The sequence below is a fragment of the Microbacterium sp. Root322 genome (assembly GCF_001425645.1).
In the GTDB taxonomy this organism is placed as follows: domain Bacteria; phylum Actinomycetota; class Actinomycetes; order Actinomycetales; family Microbacteriaceae; genus Microbacterium; species Microbacterium maritypicum.
This window is the reverse complement of the sequence record NZ_LMCS01000002.1, coordinates 190,387-214,390: the sequence shown is the minus strand read 5'-3', so window position 1 is coordinate 214,390 and position 24,004 is coordinate 190,387. Positions and strand designations below refer to the sequence as shown.

The window sequence follows — 24,004 nt, the reverse complement described above, 5'->3', positions numbered from 1 at the left end:
CGCATTCGAGAGAAAGGCGTCTCATGACCGTGTCCCTGTCCGTCACCCACCGCCCCGGCCAGGGGCGTCCTGTCGCGTTCCTGCACGGCCTCGCCTCGCGGGGTTCCGTGGACTGGCCGGATCGGGAGTGGGAGGGTGTGCTCGGAGAGCGCCCGCGTATGGTGATCGATCTGCCGGCGCACGGCGACAGTGTCGCGCTCGGCTCCGCGACGACATCGGTCGTGCTCGACACCATCGCATCGTCCATCGGTGCGGAAGAGGTCGACCTGGTCGGCTACTCGCTCGGGGCACGGCTCGCGTGGGACCTGGCCCACCACCCCGGTGTCGCGGTCCGACGGCTGGTGCTCGGTGGACTCAGCGCGGGGGAGCCCTTCGCGTTCGTCGATCTTCCGGCGGCTCGAGCGGCTCTCGCGGGCGACCGCCCGCTCCGGGACCCGCTCACGGGCATGATCGTCCAGATGGTGTCGATGCCCGGAAATCGTCCTGCCGACCTGCTCTCGCTGATCGAGGGCCTGGCGGCGGAGCCCTTCGTCCCCGGCCGCAGCGCGCCCGCCGTGCCCGTCCTGCTGCTCGGCGGGGCGGACGACGAGATGGCGGCGGGGATCGATGATCTCGCCGCGATGCTCCCCGATGCGCGAGCGCGGCGCGTGCCGGGCGATCATCTCTCGGCCCTGCACACAGCGGAGTTCCGCGGGGCCGTGCACGAGTTCCTCGCGGCGTGAGCCCCCTCTCGCGGCCGGCTCTTCCATGACCTTTATTTCCAACATTTGTAGACAAATTGAAAGGCTCGTTCATGACTGACATTCCCACCGCCGATGCGGCGCGGATCCTCGACATCGCCACCGGCTACATGGCCTCCAAGCAGCTCTTCCAGGCCAGCCGGATCGGGCTGTTCGCCGCGGTGGCCGACGGGGCCGACACAGCGGGCGAGATCGCCGAGCGGTGCGGAGTCAGTGAGCGCATCGCGGCGCTGCTGGCCGATGCCATGACCGCGAAGGGTCTGCTGATCCGCGCCGCGGGGCGCTATGAGCTCGCCGACGACGCCGCCGCGTACCTCGTCGGCGAGGAGGCAGCGATCGACCTCGCGCCGTTCCTCACCTTCCTCGACGAGATCAGCTACCCGCACTGGCTGCAGTTCGCGCACACGGTCGACACCACCGAACCGGGCGATCTGCAGATGGACGACGCCCGCTGGGCGACCTTCATGGCGGGCGTCATGACGTACAACCGCCTGCACGCGCAGGAGTTCGGTCGTCTCGTCGACCTCGAAGGCGCGACCAGGGCACTCGACTTCGGTGGGCTCTCCGCCGAGTTCGCGCTGTCGGTCATGGCGAAGAACCCCGCGTTGCGGACGACCTTCCTCTACGCCCCCGGCTTCGAAGACGGCATCGTCGAGGCGGTGGCGGCCGCCGGGATGCACGATCGTGCCGCGGTCGAGGTCGGTGACACCGCGACCACCGCACCGGAAGGCGAGTACGACGTGGTGTTCGCCAACCACGTCATCCACCGCTTCTCCGCGCAGGAGAACGCGCAGATCTTCCGCAACCTGCGCGCGGCTGCCGTCGAGGGGGCGACCCTGACCGTGCTCGACTTCTTCCTGGACGAGGATGCGGAGCAGCGCGGCCTCGACGCGCTGCACGCGGGGGAGTACCTGGTGATCGACGGCACCGTCGTGTACCCCGAGGCGGAGGTGCGCGGATGGCTCGCCGACGCCGGGTGGTCGGTGCGCGACAAGGTGGCCCTGCCCGGCAGCCCGCGGGTGCTCGTGGCGACCGCGGTGTGAGACTCGCCCCGGCATCGGACGCGATCCGGTGCCGGGGCACACGACTGGTCCGAGGGGGATCAGAGGCGGGCGGCATGTGAGAGCATGCCGCCCGCCGTTTTCGTGTGCGACCCCTCGGCGAGGTGTGGGCGGGCCAGTCGGCCGCGGGGCGGTCGGTCGCCGGGCGGTCGGTCGCGGGTGGGCCGGTCAGCCGCGGGTGAAGACCGTGCGCCCATCGACGATCGTGCGGGCGACCCCGATCGTCGCGAAGTCGCGGCCGGGGGTCAGCGGGTCCTCATCGAGCACCGTGAGATCGGCGACCCTGCCGACCTCCAGCGACCCCTTCCACGCGGAGGCGCCGTCCTGTCGGGCGGCCTCGACGGTCATGGACCGCAGCAGCCGGTTCCTGCTCTGCGCGTCGTCGGCGATCCCTGCAGCGGTGAGGAGGGCGAGGGAGGCATCGAGCCCGAGTCGCCAATCCGGGCTGGCGATGGGGGAGTCGCTGGTGACCGTGGTCAGCGCGTCGGAGGTCAGCATCTCGGCGAGCGGCCAGGCGGTGGCGAGTCGGGCCTCTCCGAGCTGCACCGCTGCCCAGGAGTGCGTGTGCGCCGCGATCAGCGGCTGCACGGCGAACCCCGCACCGATCCGCCCCATCCGGGCGATCTGCGCGGTCGTGGCGAGGTCGCCGTGCACGACGTAGTGCGGCCCCGCCGGCGTGGGGTGATCGCCGTGCCGTCGCTCCAGCACGGACAGGAACTCGGCGATCGAGCGGTCTCCCGTCGCATGCACGGCGATCTGCATTCCGCGAGCCGAGGCGAGTTCGAGCATGCGTCGGAAGGCGGCGCGGGCGTCGGGTTCGCCACGGGTGAGCAGGCCGCCCGTCGTGCCGTCGGCATAGGGCTCATCGACCCAGGCGGTCGCCAGGGGTGGGATGCCGTCGGCGAAGATCTTCACTCCGGGGACCGCGAGCCACCGGGCATCCGAGGCGGGGGGAGGTGTGCGGATGCCTCTCTCGAAGTCGGCGAGGGTGCTCTCCCCGTCGATCGTGCCGAACAGCCGCAGCAGGGTCACGCGGGAGGTCTGCGCGCGTTCGCGGTGCAGCTCGAGATAGGTGTCGAGCATGTCGGAGCCGAAGCATCCCGTCTCGCCGTCATCCTCGCCGGGGCCGATCCCGGGTTCCGTGTAGCTGGTGATGCCCAGTTCGGCCAGCAGCGCCCACGCCCGCCGCAGCGCTGTGCGGCGCTCTCCTGCGCTCGACACGAGCCGCCCGGATGGCTGCTCCTCGGGGGGAGTGTCGGAGAAGAAGAGGTGGGGCCACCGTGCGCCCAACCATGCGGCGTGCAGGTGGGCGTCGTTGATGCCGGGGATCACCGTGCGTCCATCCAGCTCGATCACGGCGCGGGCATCGAGGGATTCCGCATCGTCGCCTCGGGCGACGATCACCCCGTCACGGACGGCGAGAGCTCCGACGATCGCATCCGAGGGGTCGAGGGTGTGGATGTGTCCGCCGCGGATGATCAGATCGGCCTCGTCGCCGTGGAGTGACTGTGTCATTATTCCACCAGTGTAGACGTAAAATGACGACGAAGAGGAGCGGCTCGAGCAGACGCCGACGAGGGCTGGTGGTCAGTGTCCGCCGCCGAACTCGATCATCCCCACCCCGACGGCGATCAGCGCGACGCCGATGGCCATCATGGTCGAGAAGTGGTCCTTGAAGATCACCCGCCCCAGCACCGCGGTCAGCGCGACACCGGCCGCTGCCCAGATGCCGTAGGCGACGCCCACGGGCATCCCCAGCGCGAGGATCGTGCCCAGCAGCGTGAACGCGGCGAGATAGCCCACGACGATCACGGGGATCCAGCGGCGGCGGCGCAGGCCTTCGGAGGCGCGCAGGCTCAGCGTCGCGGTGACCTCGCTGGCGATCGCGAGGGCGAGGAGCAGCCAGATCATGGGGTGACCTCCTTCGCCTCACGCGTGTGCGAGCCGAGCTCGACGAGCAGCACGCCGATCACGATCACGCCGACGCCGATGATCTGCACCGGTCCCAGCAGCTCGCCGAACAGCACGGTGCCGAACACGGCGGTGAGCACGACTCCGATCGCCGACCAGATACCGTACGCCACGCCCACGGCCATGCCGCGATCGAGCACGACGGACAGCAGCCACAGCGAGCCGGAGTAGCCGATGACCACGACGATCAGCCAGAGCGGGTGGGTGAAGCCCTCGGCCGCGCGCAGCGAGAGGGTCGCGGTGACCTCGAGCGCGATCGCGAGCAGCAGGGGCGGCCACGCCGAGCGGCGAGGGTGATCTGTCATCGGCGGCCTTTCATCGAGCATCCGACGAAGAGAACGCACGCGCGGCGCGCGGGATTCCCGCCGGCGACCGGGCACCGTCGACGTCCCGATTCGGCACGCGTTCCCGCGACTTGTACGCTGGATGCATCCCCCGATTCACCCGGCAACCCGCGCGCCGGCGATCTCGGCGCGCGCTCACACATGCAAGGACGCAGATGAACGATTCCGCGGCACACCGCGACGACTGGACTGAGAGCGAAGAGCTGGCGGAGCGGATGATCCCGCTCATCGGGGCGCTCCGACGCGAACACGACGTGGTCACCTCTCTCCACGGGCACCGGCTGCTCGGCCTGTCGGCGACCGGCCTCGTCGAAGTGCACGAGCGCGTCGCGCAGCTCGGGCATGAGCGGCTCCCGATCGAAGACAGCCTCGCCGTGCTGGAAGCGATCCATGCACTTGCTCCCGGCGCCTCCTCCCTCGACGTCGCCCGGCTCGTCGCCGGGCACGCCGAGAGCGGGCAGCCGCTGGAGACCTACCTCGCCGAGGTGCTCGCGCCCGCCATGGGAGCCGTCGCCGCCGAACCCACCGACGTCGTCCTCTACGGCTTCGGACGCATCGGTCGCCTCCTCGCCCGCATCCTCATCGCCCACACCGGCGGAGGCAGCGGACTGCGTCTGCGCGCCATCGTCGTCCGCCGCGGCGCCGAGAACGACCTCGTCAAGCGCGCATCCCTGCTGCTGCGCGACTCCGTGCACGGTCGGTTCGCCGGGTCGGTCACCGTCGACGAGGAAGCCGAGCAGATCATCGCGAACGGCACCCGCATCCAGGTGATCTACTCCGACGACCCCGCGACCATCGACTACACCGCCCACGGCATCCACGACGCGATCGTCGTCGACAACACCGGGCGCTGGCGCGACGAAGCCGGCCTCTCGCAGCACCTGCGTTCCAAGGGCGTCGCCCGTGTGCTGCTCACCGCGCCGGGGAAGAGCCCCCTCAAGAACATCGTCCACGGGATCAACGACGATACGATCGCCGACACCGACCGCATCCTCTCGGCCGCATCCTGCACGACCAACGCCATCACGCCCGTGCTGGCGGCGATCGACGAGGCGTACGGCGTCGTCAAGGGGCACGTCGAGACCGTGCACTCGTTCACGAACGACCAGAACCTGATCGACAACTTCCACAAGGGCGACCGTCGCGGACGCTCGGCGGTGCTCAACATGGTCATCACTGAGACGGGGGCCGCGAAGGCGGTCGCCAAGGCGCTCCCGCAGCTGGAGGGCAAGCTCACCGGCAGCTCGATCCGCGTTCCCACCCCCGACGTCTCGCTCGCCGTGCTGCACCTGACGATCGCGCGCCCCGCCACGAAGGACCAGGTCAACGACTACCTGCGCCGCGTGTCGCTGCACTCGAAGCTTCGTCAGCAGATCGACTACGTCGAGAGCCCCGACGTGGTCTCCACCGACTTCGTCGGCTCCCACCGGGCGGGCATCGTCGACGGCCTCGCCACGATCGCCGACGAGGACACCCTCATCCTCTACGTCTGGTACGACAACGAGTTCGGGTACTCCTGCCAGGTCATCCGCGTGCTCGAGGTCATGGCGGGCTCGCACCCGATCGTGCTCCCCGAACGTCCAGAGGTCACCCTGCAGGGCTGACGCGATCCGTGCGCCGGGTCGGTGGCGCCCGGCATGATGAGGTCATGAAGACCGCGACCCTGCTCGCCGAGCGCCTCCGATCGCACCGGCTCACGGCGCCGGCACGCACCGTGACGGATGCCGCGCATCACATGCTCGCCGTGCAGAGTCAGGACTTCACGGCCGGACGATGGGCGCTCGCCGTCCGCACCGCGAACCCGGTGCGGCTGCGCGACGTCGACCGCGCCTTCGACCGCGGTGACATCGTGCGCGGCTGGACCATGCGCGGCACACTGCACACGGTTCCCGCGCGCGACCTCGGCTGGATGCTCCAGGTCACCGCCGGGCGGCAGCGTCAGCAGGCGGCCTCCCGACACCGCGACCTCGGCATCGACGACGACATGGTCGTCGCGGCCGTCAGGGCACTGACCCCGGCGCTGCGCGACGGCGGGTGCACCCGTGCCGAGGTGTTCGAGATCCTCGAGGGCATCGGCATCGATCCCGCGGGCCAGCGCGGCATCCATCTGCTGTTCACCCTCACGATCGACGGCCTGATCTGCCAGGGACCCGTCGTCCCGCGGGAAGGTGTCACCCGCGAGCAGCGTTTCGTGCTCGTGGAGGAACACATCCGCGAGCACGCCGTCCCCGACGATCCGCTCGCCGAGTTGTTCGTCCGCTACATCGACGGACACGGCCCCGCCGCGATCGCCGACTTCGCCTGGTGGTCGGGGCTCACCCTCGGCCAGGCGCGCGAGGCGGCCGCGCGGGCGGCCGAGAGGGTGGAGGACCTCGGCGACGGACTCTTCGCGCCCCGCCGGCGCCCTCGACGCACGACCGGGGCGCCGTCCGTCCACGCCCTCGGCGCGTTCGACGAGTACTACATCTCCTACGCCGACCGCACGACCGTCTGCGCGCAGGAGCATCTCGCAGCCGTCGGCCCCGGCAAGAACGGGATGGTGCGTCCGACCCTCGTCGAGCAGGGGCGCGTGATCGGCACCTGGTCGCACGCGGGCGCGACACGCGACGCTCCGCCCGCGCTGTTCGAGCGGCCGGAGGATCCCGCCGCGGTGGCCGCCGCCCTCGCCCGGTTCGCCGCGTTCGCCGACGACTGAGCCGGCGCGGCATCCTCGCGCCTCGGCGCCCGCTCCTGCTCCGCCGCGGCGCCCGCTCCCGCCTCGGCGCGCGCTCCTGCCTCGACCGGCCGCCGCGACTACTCGCTCGCGTGGCGTGCGAGGAAGTTGTAGACCTCGTTGTCGTCGACACCGGGGAACGCGCCGCGGGGGAGCGGGGAGAACATGTGGGTGTGCACGCGTGCGCTCGGCCAGGCCCGTCCGCTCCAACGGTCGCTCAGCTCGGCCGAGGGGCGTCGGCAGCACGACTCGTCGGGGCAGGTCGACACGGCCCTGTCGCCGGTCTCGCGTCCACGCCACCATCGTGCGTCGTCGAAGGGCACGCCGACGGTCACCGAGAACTCGCCATCGCTCGACGAGCCGGTCTGGGTGGAGCACCAGAACGTGCCGGAGGGGGTGTCGGTGTACTGATGGTGCTCGACCGTGCGGTTCTGCTGCGTGAACGCCGCGCGCGCCTGGAACTTCCGGCACACCCGCTGTCCCTCGACCGCGCCCGTCACATCCATCGGCAGCGGCAGGTCGTCGTTCTCGTACACGCGGGTGATGGCGCCGGTGGAGTCGACGCGCAGGAAATGCAGCGCCATGCCGAGGTGCTGCGTCAGCAGGTTGGTCATGCGCATGCCCGCCGCCTCGTGCGTCACGCCGAAGCCGTCCCGGAAGTCCTCGACCGCGAGGTTGCGATCCTTCTTCGCCTGCTGCAGGAACGCGACCGATGCGGTCTCCGGCATCAGGCAGCACGCGGCGAAGTAGTTGATCTCGAGGCGCTGCTGCAGGAAGTCGGCGTAGTCGGTGGGCGGGGCGTGCCCGAGCAGGCGGTGCGCCATGGCCTGCAGCGCCATCGACCGCAGACCGTGACCGCCGGGGATCGAGGCCGGCGGCAGGTAGATGCGTCCGTTCTCGAGGTCGGTGACCGATCGGGTCGAATGGGGGAGGTCGTTGACGTAGATCAGCTCGAATCCGAGCTTCTCGGCCATGATGCTCACGGTGCGGTGCGTGAGAGCGCCCTGCACGTGTCCCGCGGCCTTGAGGTGCTTCTCGGCGAGCTTCTCGATCTCGGGGAGGTAGTTGTTCTGCGCGCGCATCCGCAGCCGCAGCTCGGTGTTCGCGCGCCGCGCCTCCTCCGGTGTGGCGATGGCCTCGCGTTCGCGACGCTCCAGCTCCCGGTGCAGGCCGAGGACCGATTCGATGGTCTCGTCGCTCATGCCCTTGGTCACGCGCACGGGCGCGACGCCGAGCTGGCGGAAGACCGGGCTCTCCTGCGCGCGTTCCAGGGCGATCTCGAGAGCGGCACGGCGGTTCGGCGGCTCCCCGGAGATGAGATCGGTCACCTCCGTCTTGGTCGCCTGGGCGATCGCCTGCAGCAGCGAGAGCTTCGGCTCGCGCTTGCCGTTCTCGATCAGGCTCAGCTGCGAACCGGCGACGCCGACGAGAGCACCGAGCTCGTCGAGCGTGAACCCGTTCTCCAACCGGTGGTGACGGATGCGGTGGCCGAGAGTCGTGAGGTGGATGCCGGAGGACGCCATTCCTTGAGTCTAGCGAAAGAATTGAAGTTCTTATCGCTCGAAATGGCCGAAAGTCGCGCTCGAACCGGAAGAAGATAGGTGCAACGCCCCACACTTCAAAGGAGCACACGTCATGGCTATCGCCGAAGTCTTCACCCCCCGCACGTCTCCCGTCGCACAGACGCGTACGTTCGGCGCGGCTCCGACGTATGACACCCCCGCGATGGCCGAGCTGGCCGCCTGGGTCGAGGAGATCCGCGCACTCACCCAGCCCGACGCCGTGCACTGGGTCGACGGCTCGCCCGCCGAGAACGACTGGCTCCTGCGCGGACTCGTCGACGAGGGCAAGCTGATCAAGCTCAACCCCGAATGGCGCCCCGGTTCCTACCTCGCCCGTTCGCACCCCAGCGATGTCGCCCGCACCGAGGGACGCACCTTCATCTCCTCCGAGCGCGAAGAGGACGCGGGCCCCACGAACAACTGGGCGGCCCCCGCCGAGATGCACGCCAAGATGGACGAGATCTTCGAGGGATCGATGCGCGGCCGCACGATGTACGTCGTGCCGTTCTCGATGGGACGCGTCGGCGGCCCGCTCTCGCACATCGGCGTCCAGATCACCGACAGCGCCTACGCGGTCGCCTCCATCGGCATCATGACCCGCGTCGGCGATGCCGTGACGCGTCAGATCGCCGAGGGTGCGCCGTGGGTCAAGACCGTGCACTCGGTCGGTGCTCCGCTCGCACCGGGCGAGCAGGATGCCGAGTGGCCCTGCAACGACGACAAGTACATCGTGCACTTCCCCGAGACGCTCGAGGTCTACTCCTACGGCTCGGGCTACGGCGGCAACGCGATCCTGGCCAAGAAGTGCTTCGCGCTGCGCATCGCCTCGGTGATCGCCCGCGACGAGGGCTGGCTCGCCGAGCACATGCTGCTCATCCGCGTGATCGACCCCCAGGGCAAGGCGTACCACGTGGCCGCAGCCTTCCCGTCGGCCTGCGGGAAGACGAACCTCGCGATGCTCCGCCCGACCATCCCCGGCTGGCGCGTCGAGACCCTCGGTGACGACATCGCCTGGATCCGTCCGGGCGAAGACGGCCGCATGTGGGCCATCAACCCCGAGGCCGGCTTCTTCGGCGTCGCACCCGGCACCGGCGAGTCGACCAACGTCACCGCGGTCGAGACGCTGTGGGGCAACACGATCTTCACCAACGTCGCGCTCCGCCCCGACGGCGACGTGTGGTGGGAGGGTCTGACCGACGAGGCGCCCGCGCACCTGATCGACTGGGAGGGCAACGACTGGACCCCTGAGTCCGGCCGACCGGCCGCGCACCCCAACTCCCGCTTCACGGTGTCGGCGGCGCAGTGCCCGCAGATCTCCGAGGACTGGGAAGAGGCCGTGCCGCTCGACGTCATCCTGTTCGGCGGACGCCGCGCCAGCAACGTCCCGCTCGTGGTCGAGGCCACCGACTGGACGCACGGCGTCTTCCTCGGCTCGAACATCTCGTCCGAGCGCACCGCTGCCGCTGAGGGAACCGTGGGGGAGCTGCGCCGCGACCCGTTCGCGATGCTGCCCTTCTGCGGCTACAACATGGCGGACTACTTCGGTCACTGGCTCAAGGTCGGTCGCGGTCTTCGCTTCGACCGGGCGCCGCGCATCTTCCAGGTGAACTGGTTCCGCCGCGGTGCCGACGGCCGGTTCCTGTGGCCGGGCTTCGGCGACAACTCGCGTGTCGTCGACTGGATCATCCGCCGCATCGCGGGCGATGTCTCCGCGGTCGACAGCCCGATCGGACGCCTGCCGCGCGTGGAGGACCTCAACCTCGACGGACTCGACATCCCCGCCGCCGACCTCGACGAGCTGTTCTCCGTCGATGCCGAGGCGTGGAAGACCGAGGCCGACCTGACCGAGGCGTTCTACGACACCTTCGGTGACAAGGTTCCCGCGGCCCTGCGCGCCGAGCTGGCCTCGCTGCGCTACCGCCTCGACAAGGCGTAACCCCAGACCGGTGCCGGTTCGGGGGAGCCGGCACCCTCAGGGCTCCGTGCCCTGCAGACCCGCGAAGGCGGGACATCAGAGACGAACCCATGGCTGAGTGGTCTCCGACGTCCCGCCTTCGTGTTGCCCGGGAACGGGTGGCGTCAGGCGAGCAGCTGGTGACGTGCGAGGTCGCGGTACAGCGGCGTCGATTCCACGAGCTCGGTGTGCGTACCCTGGCCGACCACGACGCCGTCCTGCAGCACCACGATCAGGTCGCTGTCGACGACGGTCGAGAGGCGGTGCGCGATCACGATGAGCGTGCGGTCGGTGGATACCGCGTCGATGGCCTCGCGCATGCGTTGCTCGTTCACGCCGTCGAGTGATGACGTGGACTCGTCGAGCAGCAGGATCGGGGCGTCGGTGAGCAGGGCGCGGGCGATCGCGAGACGCTGACGCTCACCACCGGAGAGCATCACGCCGTCCTCGCCCACCGGTGCCTCGATGCCGAGCGGGTTGCGCTCCAGCACGTCGCCCAGGTTCACGGCGCGCAGCACTCGTTCGCAGTCGGCGTCCGTCGCTTCGGGGGAGGCGAGCCGCAGGTTCTCGGCGAGTGTGCCGGCCAGCGTCGGCGCATCCTGTTCGACGTAGCCGAAGTGGGCGCGGAGCTCGTCGCGCGGGTAGGTGCGCGCGTCGTGACCGTGCAGGCGGATCGATCCGCCCGTGGGGTCGTAGAAGCGCTCGATCAGCGACAGGATCGTGCTCTTGCCCGCACCGCTGGGGCCGACCAGCGCGACGCGGGAGCCGTGCGGCACGGCGAAGGAGACCCCGCGCAGCACTTCGTGGTCCTGGGCGGCCGGCGCGGCATCCTCTGCCGATTCCAGGTGCGCGTCGGCGAGCAGATTCCGTGCTTCCTTGGCGGCGGCCTGACGCGCGGCCACGACGTTCGCGGGGTAGTGGAAGCGCACGTCGCGGAATTCGATCGCCGGCGCATCCGGTGCTGCCGTCTCACGGGGCAGCGACGCGGCGATCTTCTCATCGTCCTGCGACTCGGTGGGCAGGTCGAGCACCTCCTGGATGCGTCCGAGCGCCCCGAGGGCCTGGTTCACCGAGGTGATCGCTCCGAACGTCGTGGCCAGCGGCATCACGAGCAGGAACAGGAACATGATGAACGAGATCAGCGAGGCGATCGTGATGGCTCCTGCGGCCACGCGGAATCCGCCCACGCCGAGGACGACGAGCAGCGACAGCTGCAGGGCGATGCCGGAGACGGGCACGACCATCGAGGAGATCTTGGCGATGCGCACGCCGATGCCGTAGGCGTCGGAGGCGAGCTCGGACACCGCGGTGGTCTCGCGCTCGGTCGCACCAGACGCGCGGATGGTGCGGATCGAGCCCACGGCGCGTTCGACACCGGAGGCCAGCTCGCCCACCTTCTCCTGCTGCGCGGTCGATGCGGTGCGGATGCGCCCGCTGAGCAACACGACCACCGCGACCGAGATGCCGATCACCACGACGATGAGCAGCAGCAGGATGGGATCGATCACGAGCATCGCGATGAGCGCGCCGAGGAAGAGCACGGCGCTGCCGACCGCGTCTGCGAGGCCCTGGGTGAGCACGGCGTAGAGCAGGGTCGTGTCGGTGCCCACGCGCGAGACGAGGTCGCCGGTGCGGCGGGCATCGAACTCCGACGTGGGCAGATGCAGGATGCGGGCGATCAGCTTGCGGCGGCTCGAGTACACGACCGCCGTGCCCGTGCGCTGGAGGAGGTAGTGCTGGAAGCCGGAGATGACAGACGACACGACCACGAAGCCCACGAGCAGCCACACGAGGATCCCGATGCCGGTGTCGGACTGCACCGCCTCGATGACCTGACCCACGAGCAACGGCTGCACGAGCGACGTCGCCGCGCCGATGACGCTGAGCACGGCGACCACGATCAGGGTGCGCTTGTGCTCGAAGAGGAAGGGGAGGAGCTGGCGGAAGGTGGCGCGGGGGCCTTCGGGCTGTGCGCCACGTCCGCGGCGGCGTGCTGTCGCCGAACCGGACATGCGGGACCTCTATCTGGAGATGGTACTTCGACCGTACTTCGTTCGCGGTCGAATCCTATGGAGGGGCTGAACGCGGCTCGGTGGCGGCAGAATCGTCGATGCATCTGGGACGCCTGCTGCGGCACCGGCACCCACGAACTGATCGAGTGCGCGGGATCCGCGCCGCGCGGCATCTCGACACCACCACCACGATCGCCGCGATCGAGGAGTTCCTGCGGCCGTGACGTGAGTCGTCACGGCCGCAGGATCACAGCTCGACGGCAGCCGCGACGCCGAGGTCGTCGTCGTAGTCGTGGTCCTTGGTCTCCGGGCTGAGGAGGAGCGCGATGAAGGTCAGCACACCCATCGCCGACAGATACAGGCCCACCAGCCACGGAGCGCCGTCACCGAGCGACCACAGCCAGAGCGCGATCAGCGGCGCCACGGCCGCGCCCAGGATCGACGACACGTTGTACGCGATCGCCGAGCCGGTGTACCTGACGTTGGTCGGGAACAGCTCGGGCAGCAGAGCGCCCATCGGGCCGAACGTTGCTCCCATCAGCATGAAGCCGAACACCAGGAAGGCCTGTGCGAGCGCACCGGTGAACTTCGGGTCGGCGGCAGGGAGCAGGAACGTGTTGAACGTGAAGCCGAACACGATGATCACACCTGTGACCCACAGCAGGAGCTTGCGTCGTCCGATCGCGTCGGCGATGGGGCCGGAGAGGAGCGTGAAGATGCCGAAGAACACGACGCCGATGATCTGCATCAGCACGAAGTCGGTGTAGCCGAAGCCGAGGCCGGGATAGAACTGGGCCGCGAACTTGGTCGGGTCGAACGGGGCGCCCGTCGCCTCTGCCGCGGCCTTCGCTGCGGCCGATGCCGTCTCCAGCGATGCGGGCTTGGTGCCGTAGGCGAGGGTGAAGTTCGTCATCAGATAGAACAGCACGTAGGTCGCCAGCATGATGAACGTGCCGAGGATGAGCTGCTTCCAGTGGTGACGGAAGACGGTCGCGAGCGGGAGCTTGCGGATCACGCCCTTCGTCTCGGCCTTCTTGAAGGTGTCGGACTCGACGAGCTTCAGTCGCACCCACAGCCCGATGATGACCATCACGGCCGAGAACAGGAACGGGATGCGCCAGCCCCAGGAGAGGAACGCCTCGGACTTCAGCACCGGGTTCTCGGCATGCGGCAGCAGCCAGTTGATGGCGAGGAAGAGGAAGTTCGCGATGATGAAGCCCAGCGGTGCCCCCAGCTGCGGGAAGGTGCCGTACCAGGCGCGCTTGCCCTTCGGGGCGTTCTCGGTGGCGACCAGCGCCGCACCCGACCACTCGCCGCCGAGCGCGAAGCCCTGCGCGAGCCGGAGGATCAGCAGCAGGAGTGCCGCCCACCACCCGATGTCCTGGTACGTCGGCAGCAGGCCGATGACGAAGGTCGCGATGCCCATCGTCAGCAGCGAGGCCACCAGCGTGGCTTTGCGCCCGAACTTGTCGCCGAAGTGGCCGAACACCACGGCGCCGATGGGGCGGGCGACCATCGCGGCGCCGAACACCGCGAACGACGACAGGAGCGAGGTGGTGTCGTTCCCGGTGGGGAAGAACAGCACCGGGAACACGAGTACGGCAGCCGTGGCATAGGCGTAGAAGTCGTAGAACTCGATCGTGGTGCCGACCAGGCTCGCGGTGATGACGCGCGAGCGAGGATTCGCGGGCGCAGTGGCAGTACTCATGGAACTCCTCCGATCGAGTCCCCGGTATACCAAGGGACTCGGGCGAGTTTACGCCTTCCTGAGTGTTTGCTGTGCGCGCTTTTCGCGTGTCATCCGGGAGGGCACCTCAGCGGTGCTATTCCTCCGTGTCGCCGAGCGAGGGGGCACCGACGAAGACGGCGCGCGGCTCCACGACGTTCTCGAGTTCCAGCACGACCAGACGGTTCGCCCCCTCTCTCGTGGCAGGTGCGGGCACGGAGAGCGTGCGCTGCGGACCGTTGCGCCAGTAGCGGCCGAGGAAGAAACCGTTCACGAACGCGTAGCCCTTGCTCCAGGCCATGGTGTCGAGGAAGAGGTCCGTCGGTGCATCCAGGGTGAACGAGCTGGTCCACGCGGCCGGGCCCGTTTTGAGGACATCGGCGGCGTCGGCACCGGCAGGGGCATCGAACTCGGTATCGATCTCGGCGTCGACCTCCGCCGCGATCGCGGCGACATCCAACGGCGTCGAGCGCCAGCCCGTCACCGGCGCGCCGTCGAGGGTGATCTCGCCGATCAGACCCTTCTCCTCGCCGAGGCGGTGGTCGTAGTTCACCCGACCCTGATCCTCGACCAGGATGCTGAGGGTCCGGCCGTCCGGGATGCGGATCGCCCGGTCGTGCCGGGTGCGCGAGAGCGTGCCGACCACGCGGTCGTCGACGCTCACCCACGCCAGATCGCGCACCTCGTCGACGACGAGCAATCCGCCGCGTGCATCCCGAAGCTCGGTGTCGTAGCGCACGAGGGCGCTGAGGTGGCCGAGTGTGTCGAAGGTCTCGGGCTGCGCGGTCGTCGACGCAGGACCCGCGAGGTCCGTCCAGGCGCCCGCGGGCGTGAGCGGAACTTCGAACGCGGGCGCTGCCTCGGCCGCAGCCGGAAGCTCATCCGGCACCGGCGCATACCGGGCGATGACCTCGCGGAAGGCGAAGAACTTCTCCGTGGGGTTGCCGGCCTCGTCGAGCGGGGCGTCGTAGTCGTATGAGGTCACCAGCGGCAGATAGCGACCCTTGTGGTTCGCGCCGTTGGTCAGCGCGAAGTTGGTGCCGCCGTGGAACATGTAGATGTTGACCGAAGCCCCGGCCGCCAGCAGCTCGTCGAGGTCGGCGGCGGCCGTGGCGACATCGGTGGTGTGATGCACGCCGCCCCACCAGTCGAACCAGCCGTCCCAGAACTCCGAGCACATCAGCGGACCGGTGCTCTGGTGCCGGCGCAGGGTCGCCAGCCGTTCCGCGCTGCGGGAGCCGAACGACCCGGTCTTGTGCAGCTCGGGGAGGCTGCCGTCGCTCAGCATCTGATCGACGGGCTGATCGACGGTCGTCAGCGGAACGGTGATCCCGGCATCGCGGGTGACGGCGACCAGAGCCTCGAGATAGGCCCGGTCGGATCCGTAGGCGCCGTACTCGTTCTCGATCTGCACCAGCACGACGGGGCCGCCCCGATCGATCTGCCGCGGAGCGACGATGTCGTACACGCGGCGCAGGTAGGCGCTCACTTCCACCAGGAAGTCGGCAGCGGAGGAGCGCAGCCCCTCGACGCTCCCGGTCAGCCACACGGGAAGTCCTCCGTTGTGCCACTCGGCGCAGATGTAGGGGCCGGGTCGCACGATCGCGTCGAGGCCCTCGGCGTGGATCAGGTCGAGGAAGCGTCCGAGGTCGTTCCATCCGCTCGCGTCCCACTCGCCGCGTCGCGGTTCGTGCGCGTTCCAGGCGACGTAGGTCTCGATCGTGTTCAGCCCCATCAACCGGGCCTTGCGGATGCGGTCCTGCCACTGGTCGGGGTGCACGCGGAAGTAGTGGATGGCGCCGGAGATCACCTGATGCGGCTGTCCGTCGCGGAGGAAGTCGGTGTCGCCGAGGGAGAAGGATGTCACGTGTCGTGGTGCTTTCGATGAGGCGGGCTGAACCGGTCCCGTGGGGTGGGGGATGGGGGGCCGGAACCGGTTCAGCCCGCGGGTATCACTTGTTGACGCTGAAGCCCTGCGCGTTGCCGTACTCGACCAGCGCGTCCTGCCAGGCGGTGAGGCCCTTGTTCAGGTCGGTGCCGTCCTGGTACGACTGGCCGACGGTGTCGCCGAAGATGCTGTTCGCGTAGACCTGGTAGGGCAGGTAGCTCCAGCCCTCGACCACGTCATCGGCCGCAGCGGCGAGGACCTCGTTGATCTTCTGACCGCCGAAGTACTCCGGGGCCTCGGCGAGGAACTCCTTGCTCGACAGCTCAGCGGTGGTCGAGGGGAAGCCGCCGGTCTCGAGGAAGATCGAGATGCTCTCCTCCGAGTTGTTCAGCCACCACAGGAATCCGGCAGCCAGCTCCGGGTTCTTGCTCTGCTTCGTGACGGCCTGGCCGCCACCGCCGTTCTCCGCGCTCGCCGGGGCGCCGTCGTACGTCGGCATCGGCGCGACGCGCCAGTCTCCGGCACCGTCGGGGGCACCCGAGATGAGGTTCGCGGGCATCCATGCGCCGATCACGAGGCTGGCGAGGCTGCCGTCGCCCAGGGCGCGGAACCACTCGTCGCTCCAGCTGCCGTACGGTGCGAGCAGGTCCTCCTCGACGAGGCGGTTCCAGTTCTCGGTCCACTTCACGGACCCGGCGTCCTGCAGGTCGATCGTGACGTCGGTACCCGAGGTCTCGAACGGCTTTCCGCCGGCCTGCCAGATCATCGAGGTCGCGAAGCCTGCATCTCCCGTGTCGTTGGTGATGTACGCGTCGGGGTTCGCCGCGTGGATCGCCTTGGCGGCCTCGTAGTACTCGTCCCAGGTGGTGGGCACGGCGACGCCGGCGGCGTCGAACACCGTCTTGTTGTAGAACAGCGCCATGGGGCCGGAGTCCTGCGGCAGGCCGTAGATCGCGTCGCCGTCGGTCACCGAGTTCCAGGTCGAGGCGGTGTAGTCGTCCTCGAAGTCCGCGAAACCGTACTGGGACAGGTCGGTGAAGGCGTCGGTCAGGGCGAACTGCGGGAAGGCGTAGTACTCGATCTGCACGACATCCGGCGCGCCGGAACCCGCCTTGATCGCGTTCTGCAGCTTGGTGTACTCCTCGTTGTTGGTCCCGGCGTTCACCAGCTTGACCTTGACGTTGGGGTACTCCTTCTGGAACGCCTCGACCTGCGCCTCGGCAGACGGCGTCCACGACCAGTACGTGATCTCGCCGCCCTTCTCGAGTGCGGCCTCGATGGAGTCGAAGGAGCCGGAGCCCGCGTTGCCGCCGGCACCGGTGTCGCCGCCGGTGCTGCAACCGGCCAGCGCCAGCGCTGCCACGGTTCCCGCGGCCAGCACCGCGAGGGTGCGCCGCGTCGGGGAGGGAAGGTGCTTCATTGCTGTGTCCTTTCGGGAGGGGCGATCCAGCGTCGGATCGCCGAGGTGATGCAGGGGAGGTGCGGGGAGCTACTGCTTGACGCTTCCCGCGGTGAGACCTGACTGCCAGAAACGCTGCAGCAGCAGGAAGGCGATGACGATCGGGATGATCGTGAGCAGCGAGCCCATGATCACGAGGTTGTAGATGGGCTGGGATCCGGCCCCGATGGCCTGGGCGCTCCACTGGTTCAACCCGACGGTGAGCGGATACCACGCGGGGTCGGACAGCATGATCAGGGGCAGGAAGTAGTTGTTCCAGGTGGCGACCACCGTGAACAGCGCGACCGTCACGATGCCGGGTGCGAGCAGTCGCATCGAGATCGTGAAGAACGTGCGGAACTCGCCGGCACCGTCGATACGGGCCGCTTCGAGCAGCTCGGTGGGCACCGACTCGGACGCGAACACCCAGATCAGGTACAGACCGAACGGGCTGATCAGCGAGGGGATGATCACCGCCCACGGGGTGTTGGTCAGCCCGAGCTCGCTGAAGAGCAGGAAGGTCGGGACCGCGAGGGCGGTGCCGGGAACGGCCACGGCGCCCAGGACCACGGCGAACACCGCACGGCGCCCGGGGAAGCGGAACTTCGCGAGTCCGTAACCCGCCATGGTGGCCAGCAGCGTCGCTCCTCCCGCACCCACCACCACGTACAGCAGGGTGTTGCCCAACCAGCGCAGGAAGATGCCGTCGCGGTAGGAGAACGTGGCGACGAGGTTGTCGATGAAGGCGAAGTCGTCGGCGAACCACAGTCCGAACGAGCTGAAGAGTCCGGCCTGCGTCTTGGTCGAGCTGAACAGCAGCCAGACCAGCGGGACGAGGGTGTACAGCGCGTACAGGATCATGACGATGAGCAGCGTGTTGGACTTACGCGGATTCATCGGGTCATGGCGTCTGCGAGAGGGACGGGCGAGGGGGAGTGCCATGTCAGCGCACCTCCGACTTCGAGCCGCGCAGCTGCACGACGTAGGCGATGACCGCGGTGATGACGCCCATGATGATGGCGATCGTCGCGGCGTAGTTGAACTGCTGCCCGGCGAACGACAGGTTGTACGCGTACATGTTCGGGGTGAAGAACGTGGTGATCACGTTCGGTGCCAGCGGACGCAGGATGTTGGGCTCGTTGAAGAGCTGGAAGCTCCCGATGATCGAGAAGATCGTCGCGATCACGAGCGCCCCGCGCACGGAGGGGATCTTGATCGAGAAGATCGTGCGCCAGGCCCCGGCGCCGTCGAGGGAAGCGGCCTCGTACATGTCGGTCGGGATGGTCTTGAGTGAGGAGTAGAAGATCAGCATGTTGTAGCCGACGAACTCCCACGTGACGATGTTGCCGATCGAGAGCAGCATCCATTCCTTCGCGAACGGGGTGATCGCGTCGACCCCGAGGAAGTCGTTGATGTTGCTCGTGAGACCGAACTGGTCTCCGTAGATGTAGCCCCACATCAGTACCGCCACCACCGCGGGGACGGCGTAGGGCAGGAAGATCAGGATGCGGAAGAAGGATGCTCCGCGCAGGCGGGCGCTGTCGAGGGCGAGAGCGGCTCCGAGCGCGAGGATCAGCATGATCGGCACTTGCACGACGAGGAAGACCAGCACGCGGCCGAACGCCTCCCAGAATTGCGGATCGGAGAGTGCGCGTGCGTAGTTGTCCAGCCCGACGAAAGCGGTGCCGCCGATGAGCTTCTCCTGGAAGAAGCTCAGGTAGAGCGCATAGGCGAGGGGTGTCAGGAACACCAGGGCGAACACGACCATGAACGGGCCGACGAAGGCCCATCCCTTCCAGTCGCGCTTGTCGCGGCGCCGGATGCCGGGGGCACCCAGGGCTGCGGGGATTTCAGTCGTCATCGACGAGTCCTTCTTACGTTTCGGGCGCACCGTGCGCCGTGTGTCAACGTCAACATATTGGATGGACTGGTAGTGTGTCAACGTCAACATATGAGGGGATGGGTGATCGTGACCCCAGAGCATCCGACAGCGACGTCGACGCGCAGACGCGAGCCCTCGATGGAAGACGTCGCCAGGGAGGCCGGTGTCTCCGGTCAGACGGTGTCCCGCGTCGTGAATGCCAGGGGATACGTCGGCGCCGCCACGCGCGAGCGCGTCGAAGCGGCCATGAACAGCCTCGGCTATCGACCCAACAGTGCCGCTCGAGCGCTGCGATCAGGGCGATTCCGCACCATCGGTGTCGTGATGTTCTCGTTCAGCTCGTACGGCAACCAGCGCACGCTCGATGCGATCGCCGTACGCGCCGCCCAGCTCGGCTACGCCCTCACCCTCATCCCCGTCGAATCCAGTGCCGGTGAGACGGTGGCCGGAGCATTCCGACGACTGGAGGAACACGCGGTCGACGGCATCATCATCGTGATCGAGGCTCATCAGCTCGACGAGGCCGACATCGAGATCCCCGACGCGCTTCCGGTCGTGTTCGTCGACTCGAACCGCGGAGACACCCACCCGTTCGTGGACACCGACCAGGCGCAGGGTGCGCGTCTGGCGACCGAGCACCTGCTCGGGCTCGGGCACGACACGGTGTGGCATGTCACCGGCCCCGCGCGCTCGTACTCCGCGGAGCGTCGGCGCGAAGCATGGCAGCAGACCCTCGAAGGGCACGGACGTGATGTCCCGGCTCCTCTGTCGGGCGATTGGACCGCTGCATCCGGCTACGCGGCCGGTGTGGAGCTGCGCGAGATCGACGGGGTCACCGCCGTGTTCGCGGCGAACGACCAGATGGCGATCGGAGTGCTGCGCGCCTTCCGTGAGGTCGGGCGCGACGTTCCGGAAGACGTCAGCATCGTCGGGTTCGACGGCCTGCCCGATGCCGCGCAGCTGTGGCCGCCGCTGACGACGGTGCAGCAGCATCCGGAGCGTGTGGGAGCGCTCGCGGTGGACGCGCTGCTCGCGGAACTCGACGGCGTCGAACGGCAGCAGACCCCGCTGGTGGCCACCGAACTCATCGTGCGCGAGAGCACGGCGGCACCGCGGAAGCGCTGAGTCGACTCACTCCGCGCGCTGTCGCGGAGAAGATCCTGCATGGGGAGGGGAGTGAGAACGGAATCCTCCTGAGGCGCGAGGCTCCGCCCGGGTTAGACTCCGCTCGCTCCCAGCCGCGACGAGAGCTCCCGTGCGGCGCGTGAGACGAAGACGCCCAGGGCGTCGAGGCGCTGTCCGATGCGCGCCTTGGGAGCGCTGACGTTCACCGCGGCGACGATGCGCCCCGTGAAGTCAGTGATCGGTGCGGACGCGGCGACGACGCCGAACTCGAGCTCCTCGTCGGAGAGTGCGTAACCCTGCTCGCGGATGCGGTCGAGCTCGGTCAGGAGGCTGGCGAGATCGGTCACGGGGGCGTTGCCGGGGGGCGGGGCATCGAGCACGGGGAACACCGAGGGGTCCGACTGGTCGAATCGGCCGACCAGCGGCCGGTCCTGACCGTGATCTTCGTACCATCGCGCGAGGGACTCCTCATCCCAGTCGCTCAGCAGTGCCCGCCCCGAGGGGGTGCGCCAAGCGGCCGTGGTCGTACCCGCCCAGCCTGTGGTCCGCACATCGTGCGGGCTGAGTTCGCTCAACAGGGTGAGGACGTTGCCTCCGCGAAGCACGCAGAGGTGGCTGGTCTCCCTCGTCGACTGGACCAGCCGGCGCAGGATGCTGCGCGAGGCGTGCACGAGGGTCGTGCTGGCGGTGTGGGCGGCGAGTGCGTACAGCCGCGGTCCCAGCAGGTAGCGCAGCGTGTCGTCGTCCCGTTCGACCAGGCCGCTCTCGGCCAGCGTCGCCAGGGTGCGTGACACCACCGCCTTGTCCCGTCCGGTCGACTGTGCGACCTGGGAGACGCCGAGCCCCCCGGATCTCAGCGCCTCGTCGGTGCCGAGCAGTTCGAGGATCTCGATATCACGCCCCAGACCCGAGGAGTTCCGTCGGGGCGCGGGGGGAGTCTTCGGGGTGTTCACAGCGTGAGTCTATCTCGCATAGTTGCCATAGTCACAACACCCTTTGACGAAATGGTTACAGCGGCTACGGTGAGTGACATCCCGGTACCGGCCTCAACGACGAGACAGGAGCCCTCTTGACCGGATTCAACTGGGAAGACCTCGTGGTCTTCCTCACACGTCGCGCAGACGACATCCTCGAGCTGACCCGCGATCACCTCGTCGTCGTGCTCATCTCCGTCGCGCTGGCCTCGGCCATCGGGATCGGGCTGGGGATCCTCGTCCGCAATCGACGCATCGCCCGGACGACGGTGCTGACCGCCGCCGCTGTCGCGATCACGATCCCCTCGCTCGCGCTGCTCGCCCTGCTCAGCCCGATCCTCGGCCTCGGCTGGCTGCCGACCGTGGTCGCGCTGGTCTTCTACTCCCTGCTCCCTGTCGTGCGCAACACCGTCGTCGGACTCCGTGAGGTGCCGATCTCGGTGCTGGAATCTGCACGGGGGATGGGCCTCAGCCCCACCCGGGTGCTCTTCACCGTGCAGCTGCCGATCGCCTGGCCGGTGATCATGACCGGCATCCGCGTCGCCGCGCAGCTCACGGTCGGCATCGCAGCGATCGCCGCCTATGTCGCCGGCCCAGGACTTGGCGAGTACATCTTCAAGGGGCTGTCCTCCCTGGGATCCAAGAACGCCCTCAACTACGCGCTCACCGGCACCGTCGCCGTGATCCTCCTCGCGCTCGTCCTCGACGGCATCCTCGTGCTCATCGCCCGTCTCACCACCTCAAGGGGCCTCCGTGTCTGACATCACCACGAACACCGGCGTACTCACCTCTCTCGCCTCGCAGCAGGGCGGCGTCGACATCGTCCTCGACCACATCACCAAGCAGTACCCGGGGCAGTCGACTCCCGCCGTCGAGGACTTCTCGATGCGCATCGAGCCCGGCGAGCTGGTCATGTTCGTCGGCCCCAGCGGCTGCGGCAAGACCACCACGATGAAGATGATCAATCGCATCATCGAGCCGTCATCCGGATCCATCCGCATCAACGGCGACGACGTCCTTTCCCTCGACGGCAACGAGCTGCGCCGCCACATCGGGTACGTGATCCAGCAGATCGGGCTTTTCCCGCACTTCACGATCGCGGAGAACATCGCCGTCGTGCCGAAGCTGCTCGGCTGGTCGAAGGCGCGTACCGCGGCACGTGTCGAGGAGCTCCTCGACACGGTGCAGCTCGACCCTGGTACCTTCGCGGATCGTTACCCGCGCCAGCTCTCCGGCGGGCAGCAGCAGCGGGTCGGAGTCGCTCGAGCCCTCGCCGCCGACCCTCCGGTGATGCTCATGGACGAGCCGTTCGGCGCGACCGATCCGATCACGCGCGAGAAGCTGCAGGCGGAGTTCCTCCGGCTGCAGGCCGACATCGGCAAGACGATCATCTTCGTCACGCACGACTTCGAAGAGGCCATCCGAATGGGTGATCGCATCGCGGTGCTGAGCGAGCGCAGCCGGATCGAGCAGTTCGACACCCCGGCGCGCATCCTCGCGAACCCGGCCAACGAGTACGTGCGCTCGTTCATCGGCGAAGGGGCGGCGCTGAAGCGGCTCGCGCTCATCCCCGTGAACGGCGCGCACGTGGGCGCACCGGACTCCCACGCTCCCGTGGCGACGATCGACGAGCAGACCTCGCTGCGCGAGGCGCTCGACCTCTTGGTCCTGACCGGCGCCCCGCGCGTCAACGTGACGCGTGGGGGGAGCATCGTCGGCTCCATCGATCAGGCGGCGATCTCCGCCGCGCTCGGGGCCATCGCACCCGCACGCCGCACGGAGGGCGAGTGACCATGCAGGCGCCCGATATCGTGCCCTCCGCGACGACGGTCCTGCAGACGCAGTCCGTCGAGCGGCGCGGTATGCCCGTGTTGCTGCGGAGGATGATGCCGCTCATCGTCGTCGCGGCCGTGCTGCTGGTCACGTTCCTCTGGATCTCGACGCTCGAGCTCGACTCGATCGAACAGCGCACGCTCAACGCCGACTACATCACGGCGCGCATCGGCGAGCATCTGATCCTGTCGATCACGGCATCGATCCTGGTGGCCGTGCTGGCGATCCCCGCCGGCATCGCGGTCAGCCGCTCGTCATCACGTGTCTTCCGTGGTGTCGTGATCGGCATCGCGAACATCGGACAGGCGACGCCGGCCATCGGCGTCGTGATCCTCCTCGCCATCGTGTGGCAGACAGGTTTCACGACGGCGCTCGTGGCGCTCGTCATCTACTCCTTCCTCCCCGTGCTCCAGAACACGATCGCTGGCCTCGCGCAGGTCGACCCGAACATCAAGGAATCGGCGCGGGGCATGGGGATGACCTCCGGCCAGGTGCTACGTCGGGTCGAGTTGCCGCTCGCCTCCCCCGTGATCCTCGCCGGGCTCCGCACCGCACTGGTGTTTGCGGTCGGAGTGGCGACCGTCGCGACCTTCATCAACGCGGGTGGCCTCGGCGACATGATCATCAACGGTCTGAAGCTGCAGCGCTATCCCGTGCTCATCGTCGGGGCGATCCTCGTCGCCGCGATAGCCGTGCTCATCGACTGGGCAGCCAGCGTCGTGGAAGACATCGTCCGCCCCAAAGGCCTCTGAGTCATCGACTCTCGTAATCCCTCCCGAAA

General features: G+C 68.5%; 21 protein-coding genes. 10 read left to right on the top strand and 11 right to left on the bottom strand.

Annotated elements, in window-relative coordinates; all coding sequences use genetic code 11:
- Positions 1-23: 23 nt before the first annotated feature.
- Together ASC55_RS05820 and ASC55_RS05815 are read left to right on the top strand one after the other, a co-directional pair.
- Entirely contained in the window at positions 24-722 is a 699-nt protein-coding gene (locus ASC55_RS05820) for an alpha/beta fold hydrolase (protein ID WP_055873551.1), read from the top strand.
- A 71-nt stretch (positions 723-793) separates the two neighbouring features.
- The gene (locus tag ASC55_RS05815; protein WP_055873548.1) at positions 794-1,783 is read left to right on the top strand and encodes a methyltransferase family protein; all 990 of its coding nucleotides are present in this window, start codon (positions 794-796) and stop codon (positions 1,781-1,783) included.
- A gap of 186 nt (positions 1,784-1,969) precedes the next feature.
- Here ASC55_RS05815 and ASC55_RS05810 read toward each other — a convergent pair whose 3' ends face one another.
- The 3 genes from ASC55_RS05810 to ASC55_RS05800 all read right to left on the bottom strand — a co-directional run bounded on the left by ASC55_RS05810 (position 1,970) and on the right by ASC55_RS05800 (position 4,077).
- The gene (locus tag ASC55_RS05810) at positions 1,970-3,316 is read right to left on the bottom strand and encodes an amidohydrolase (protein WP_055873546.1); all 1,347 of its coding nucleotides are present in this window, start codon (positions 3,314-3,316) and stop codon (positions 1,970-1,972) included.
- A 72-nt stretch (positions 3,317-3,388) separates the two neighbouring features.
- Positions 3,389-3,712: a DMT family transporter gene (locus ASC55_RS05805; protein ID WP_157559415.1), complete on the bottom strand. Its 324-nt coding sequence runs from the start codon at positions 3,710-3,712 to the stop codon at positions 3,389-3,391.
- A complete protein-coding gene (locus ASC55_RS05800) occupies positions 3,709-4,077 on the bottom strand; it encodes a DMT family transporter (RefSeq protein ID WP_055864747.1) in 369 nt (122 codons plus the stop codon). Before ASC55_RS05800 ends, ASC55_RS05805 begins: the two co-directional genes overlap by 4 nt.
- 194 nt (positions 4,078-4,271) lie before the next feature.
- Here ASC55_RS05800 and ASC55_RS05795 point away from each other — a divergent pair, with 194 nt between their 5' ends.
- Positions 4,272-5,720, top strand: a complete 1,449-nt coding sequence (locus ASC55_RS05795; RefSeq protein ID WP_055873543.1) for a glyceraldehyde-3-phosphate dehydrogenase — start codon at positions 4,272-4,274, stop codon at positions 5,718-5,720.
- 44 nt (positions 5,721-5,764) lie between these two features.
- Entirely contained in the window at positions 5,765-6,811 is a 1,047-nt protein-coding gene (locus ASC55_RS05790; RefSeq protein ID WP_055873540.1) for a winged helix DNA-binding domain-containing protein, read from the top strand.
- A gap of 98 nt (positions 6,812-6,909) precedes the next feature.
- Here ASC55_RS05790 and ASC55_RS05785 read toward each other — a convergent pair whose 3' ends face one another.
- The gene (locus ASC55_RS05785; protein WP_017828778.1) at positions 6,910-8,352 is read right to left on the bottom strand and encodes a helix-turn-helix transcriptional regulator; all 1,443 of its coding nucleotides are present in this window, start codon (positions 8,350-8,352) and stop codon (positions 6,910-6,912) included.
- A 112-nt stretch (positions 8,353-8,464) separates the two neighbouring features.
- On the opposite strand from ASC55_RS05785, the gene ASC55_RS05780 reads away from it, so the two are divergent.
- Positions 8,465-10,327, top strand: coding sequence for a phosphoenolpyruvate carboxykinase (GTP) (locus tag ASC55_RS05780; RefSeq protein WP_055864739.1), 1,863 nt, complete (start codon positions 8,465-8,467; stop codon positions 10,325-10,327).
- Between the two features lie 143 nt (positions 10,328-10,470).
- Here ASC55_RS05780 and ASC55_RS05775 read toward each other — a convergent pair whose 3' ends face one another.
- Positions 10,471-12,357 carry an ABC transporter ATP-binding protein gene (locus tag ASC55_RS05775; protein ID WP_055873538.1) on the bottom strand — a complete coding sequence of 629 codons (1,887 nt, stop codon included), beginning with the start codon at positions 12,355-12,357 and terminating at the stop codon, positions 10,471-10,473.
- 98 nt (positions 12,358-12,455) lie between these two features.
- Here ASC55_RS05775 and ASC55_RS17755 point away from each other — a divergent pair, with 98 nt between their 5' ends.
- On the top strand, positions 12,456-12,581 hold the full coding sequence (locus ASC55_RS17755; protein ID WP_268775989.1) for a hypothetical protein: 126 nt from the start codon (positions 12,456-12,458) through the stop codon (positions 12,579-12,581).
- Between the two features lie 23 nt (positions 12,582-12,604).
- Here the strand turns inward: ASC55_RS17755 and ASC55_RS05770 are convergent, their stop codons facing one another.
- The 5 genes from ASC55_RS05770 to ASC55_RS05750 form a co-directional block, all read right to left on the bottom strand.
- On the bottom strand, positions 12,605-14,065 hold the full coding sequence (locus ASC55_RS05770; RefSeq protein WP_055864728.1) for an MFS transporter: 1,461 nt from the start codon (positions 14,063-14,065) through the stop codon (positions 12,605-12,607).
- Positions 14,066-14,180: 115 nt separating this feature from the next.
- Positions 14,181-15,950 (bottom strand): glycoside hydrolase family 35 protein, encoded by a 1,770-nt coding sequence (locus ASC55_RS05765; protein WP_055873535.1) that lies wholly within the window; start codon positions 15,948-15,950, stop codon positions 14,181-14,183.
- 85 nt (positions 15,951-16,035) lie between these two features.
- Positions 16,036-17,391 carry an ABC transporter substrate-binding protein gene (locus ASC55_RS05760; protein WP_055873532.1) on the bottom strand — a complete coding sequence of 452 codons (1,356 nt, stop codon included), beginning with the start codon at positions 17,389-17,391 and terminating at the stop codon, positions 16,036-16,038.
- A gap of 69 nt (positions 17,392-17,460) precedes the next feature.
- A complete protein-coding gene (locus ASC55_RS05755) occupies positions 17,461-18,306 on the bottom strand; it encodes a carbohydrate ABC transporter permease (protein ID WP_017828771.1) in 846 nt (281 codons plus the stop codon).
- A gap of 46 nt (positions 18,307-18,352) precedes the next feature.
- On the bottom strand, positions 18,353-19,270 hold the full coding sequence (locus ASC55_RS05750; protein ID WP_017828770.1) for a carbohydrate ABC transporter permease: 918 nt from the start codon (positions 19,268-19,270) through the stop codon (positions 18,353-18,355).
- Between the two features lie 159 nt (positions 19,271-19,429).
- On the opposite strand from ASC55_RS05750, the gene ASC55_RS05745 reads away from it, so the two are divergent.
- Positions 19,430-20,416, top strand: coding sequence for a LacI family DNA-binding transcriptional regulator (locus tag ASC55_RS05745; protein ID WP_082524335.1), 987 nt, complete (start codon positions 19,430-19,432; stop codon positions 20,414-20,416).
- Positions 20,417-20,508: 92 nt separating this feature from the next.
- Here the strand turns inward: ASC55_RS05745 and ASC55_RS05740 are convergent, their stop codons facing one another.
- A complete protein-coding gene (locus ASC55_RS05740) occupies positions 20,509-21,369 on the bottom strand; it encodes an IclR family transcriptional regulator (RefSeq protein ID WP_055873526.1) in 861 nt (286 codons plus the stop codon).
- A gap of 116 nt (positions 21,370-21,485) precedes the next feature.
- Here ASC55_RS05740 and ASC55_RS05735 point away from each other — a divergent pair, with 116 nt between their 5' ends.
- The 3 genes from ASC55_RS05735 to ASC55_RS05725 are packed head-to-tail and all read left to right on the top strand — an operon-like array spanning position 21,486 to position 23,975.
- Positions 21,486-22,151, top strand: coding sequence for an ABC transporter permease (locus ASC55_RS05735; protein ID WP_055873523.1), 666 nt, complete (start codon positions 21,486-21,488; stop codon positions 22,149-22,151).
- Complete coding sequence (locus ASC55_RS05730) at positions 22,144-23,181, top strand: ABC transporter ATP-binding protein (protein WP_288967751.1); 1,038 nt, start codon at positions 22,144-22,146, stop codon at positions 23,179-23,181. The genes ASC55_RS05735 and ASC55_RS05730 overlap by 8 nt, the downstream gene beginning before the upstream one ends.
- Positions 23,182-23,183: 2 nt before the next feature.
- The gene (locus ASC55_RS05725; RefSeq protein WP_055873520.1) at positions 23,184-23,975 is read left to right on the top strand and encodes an ABC transporter permease; all 792 of its coding nucleotides are present in this window, start codon (positions 23,184-23,186) and stop codon (positions 23,973-23,975) included.
- The last annotated feature ends 29 nt before the right edge of the window (positions 23,976-24,004 follow it).

What these genes read in the sequence shown, in the direction of transcription:
- ASC55_RS05760 (WP_055873532.1), bottom strand. Translation starts at nt 17,391, where the DNA reads ATGAAGCACCTTCCCTCCCCGACGCGGCGCACCCTCGCGGTGCTGGCC.
- ASC55_RS05770 (WP_055864728.1), bottom strand. Translation starts at nt 14,065, where the DNA reads ATGAGTACTGCCACTGCGCCCGCGAATCCTCGCTCGCGCGTCATCACC.
- ASC55_RS05750 (WP_017828770.1), bottom strand. Translation starts at nt 19,270, where the DNA reads ATGACGACTGAAATCCCCGCAGCCCTGGGTGCCCCCGGCATCCGGCGC.
- ASC55_RS05815 (WP_055873548.1), top strand. Translation starts at nt 794, where the DNA reads ATGACTGACATTCCCACCGCCGATGCGGCGCGGATCCTCGACATCGCC.
- ASC55_RS05820 (WP_055873551.1), top strand. Translation starts at nt 24, where the DNA reads ATGACCGTGTCCCTGTCCGTCACCCACCGCCCCGGCCAGGGGCGTCCT.
- ASC55_RS05810 (WP_055873546.1), bottom strand. Translation starts at nt 3,316, where the DNA reads ATGACACAGTCACTCCACGGCGACGAGGCCGATCTGATCATCCGCGGC.
- ASC55_RS05800 (WP_055864747.1), bottom strand. Translation starts at nt 4,077, where the DNA reads ATGACAGATCACCCTCGCCGCTCGGCGTGGCCGCCCCTGCTGCTCGCG.
- ASC55_RS05755 (WP_017828771.1), bottom strand. Translation starts at nt 18,306, where the DNA reads ATGAATCCGCGTAAGTCCAACACGCTGCTCATCGTCATGATCCTGTAC.
- ASC55_RS05775 (WP_055873538.1), bottom strand. Translation starts at nt 12,357, where the DNA reads ATGTCCGGTTCGGCGACAGCACGCCGCCGCGGACGTGGCGCACAGCCC.
- ASC55_RS05795 (WP_055873543.1), top strand. Translation starts at nt 4,272, where the DNA reads ATGAACGATTCCGCGGCACACCGCGACGACTGGACTGAGAGCGAAGAG.
- ASC55_RS17755 (WP_268775989.1), top strand. Translation starts at nt 12,456, where the DNA reads ATGCATCTGGGACGCCTGCTGCGGCACCGGCACCCACGAACTGATCGA.
- ASC55_RS05785 (WP_017828778.1), bottom strand. Translation starts at nt 8,352, where the DNA reads ATGGCGTCCTCCGGCATCCACCTCACGACTCTCGGCCACCGCATCCGT.
- ASC55_RS05805 (WP_157559415.1), bottom strand. Translation starts at nt 3,712, where the DNA reads ATGATCTGGCTGCTCCTCGCCCTCGCGATCGCCAGCGAGGTCACCGCG.
- ASC55_RS05790 (WP_055873540.1), top strand. Translation starts at nt 5,765, where the DNA reads ATGAAGACCGCGACCCTGCTCGCCGAGCGCCTCCGATCGCACCGGCTC.
- ASC55_RS05780 (WP_055864739.1), top strand. Translation starts at nt 8,465, where the DNA reads ATGGCTATCGCCGAAGTCTTCACCCCCCGCACGTCTCCCGTCGCACAG.
- ASC55_RS05725 (WP_055873520.1), top strand. Translation starts at nt 23,184, where the DNA reads ATGCAGGCGCCCGATATCGTGCCCTCCGCGACGACGGTCCTGCAGACG.
- ASC55_RS05745 (WP_082524335.1), top strand. Translation starts at nt 19,430, where the DNA reads ATGGAAGACGTCGCCAGGGAGGCCGGTGTCTCCGGTCAGACGGTGTCC.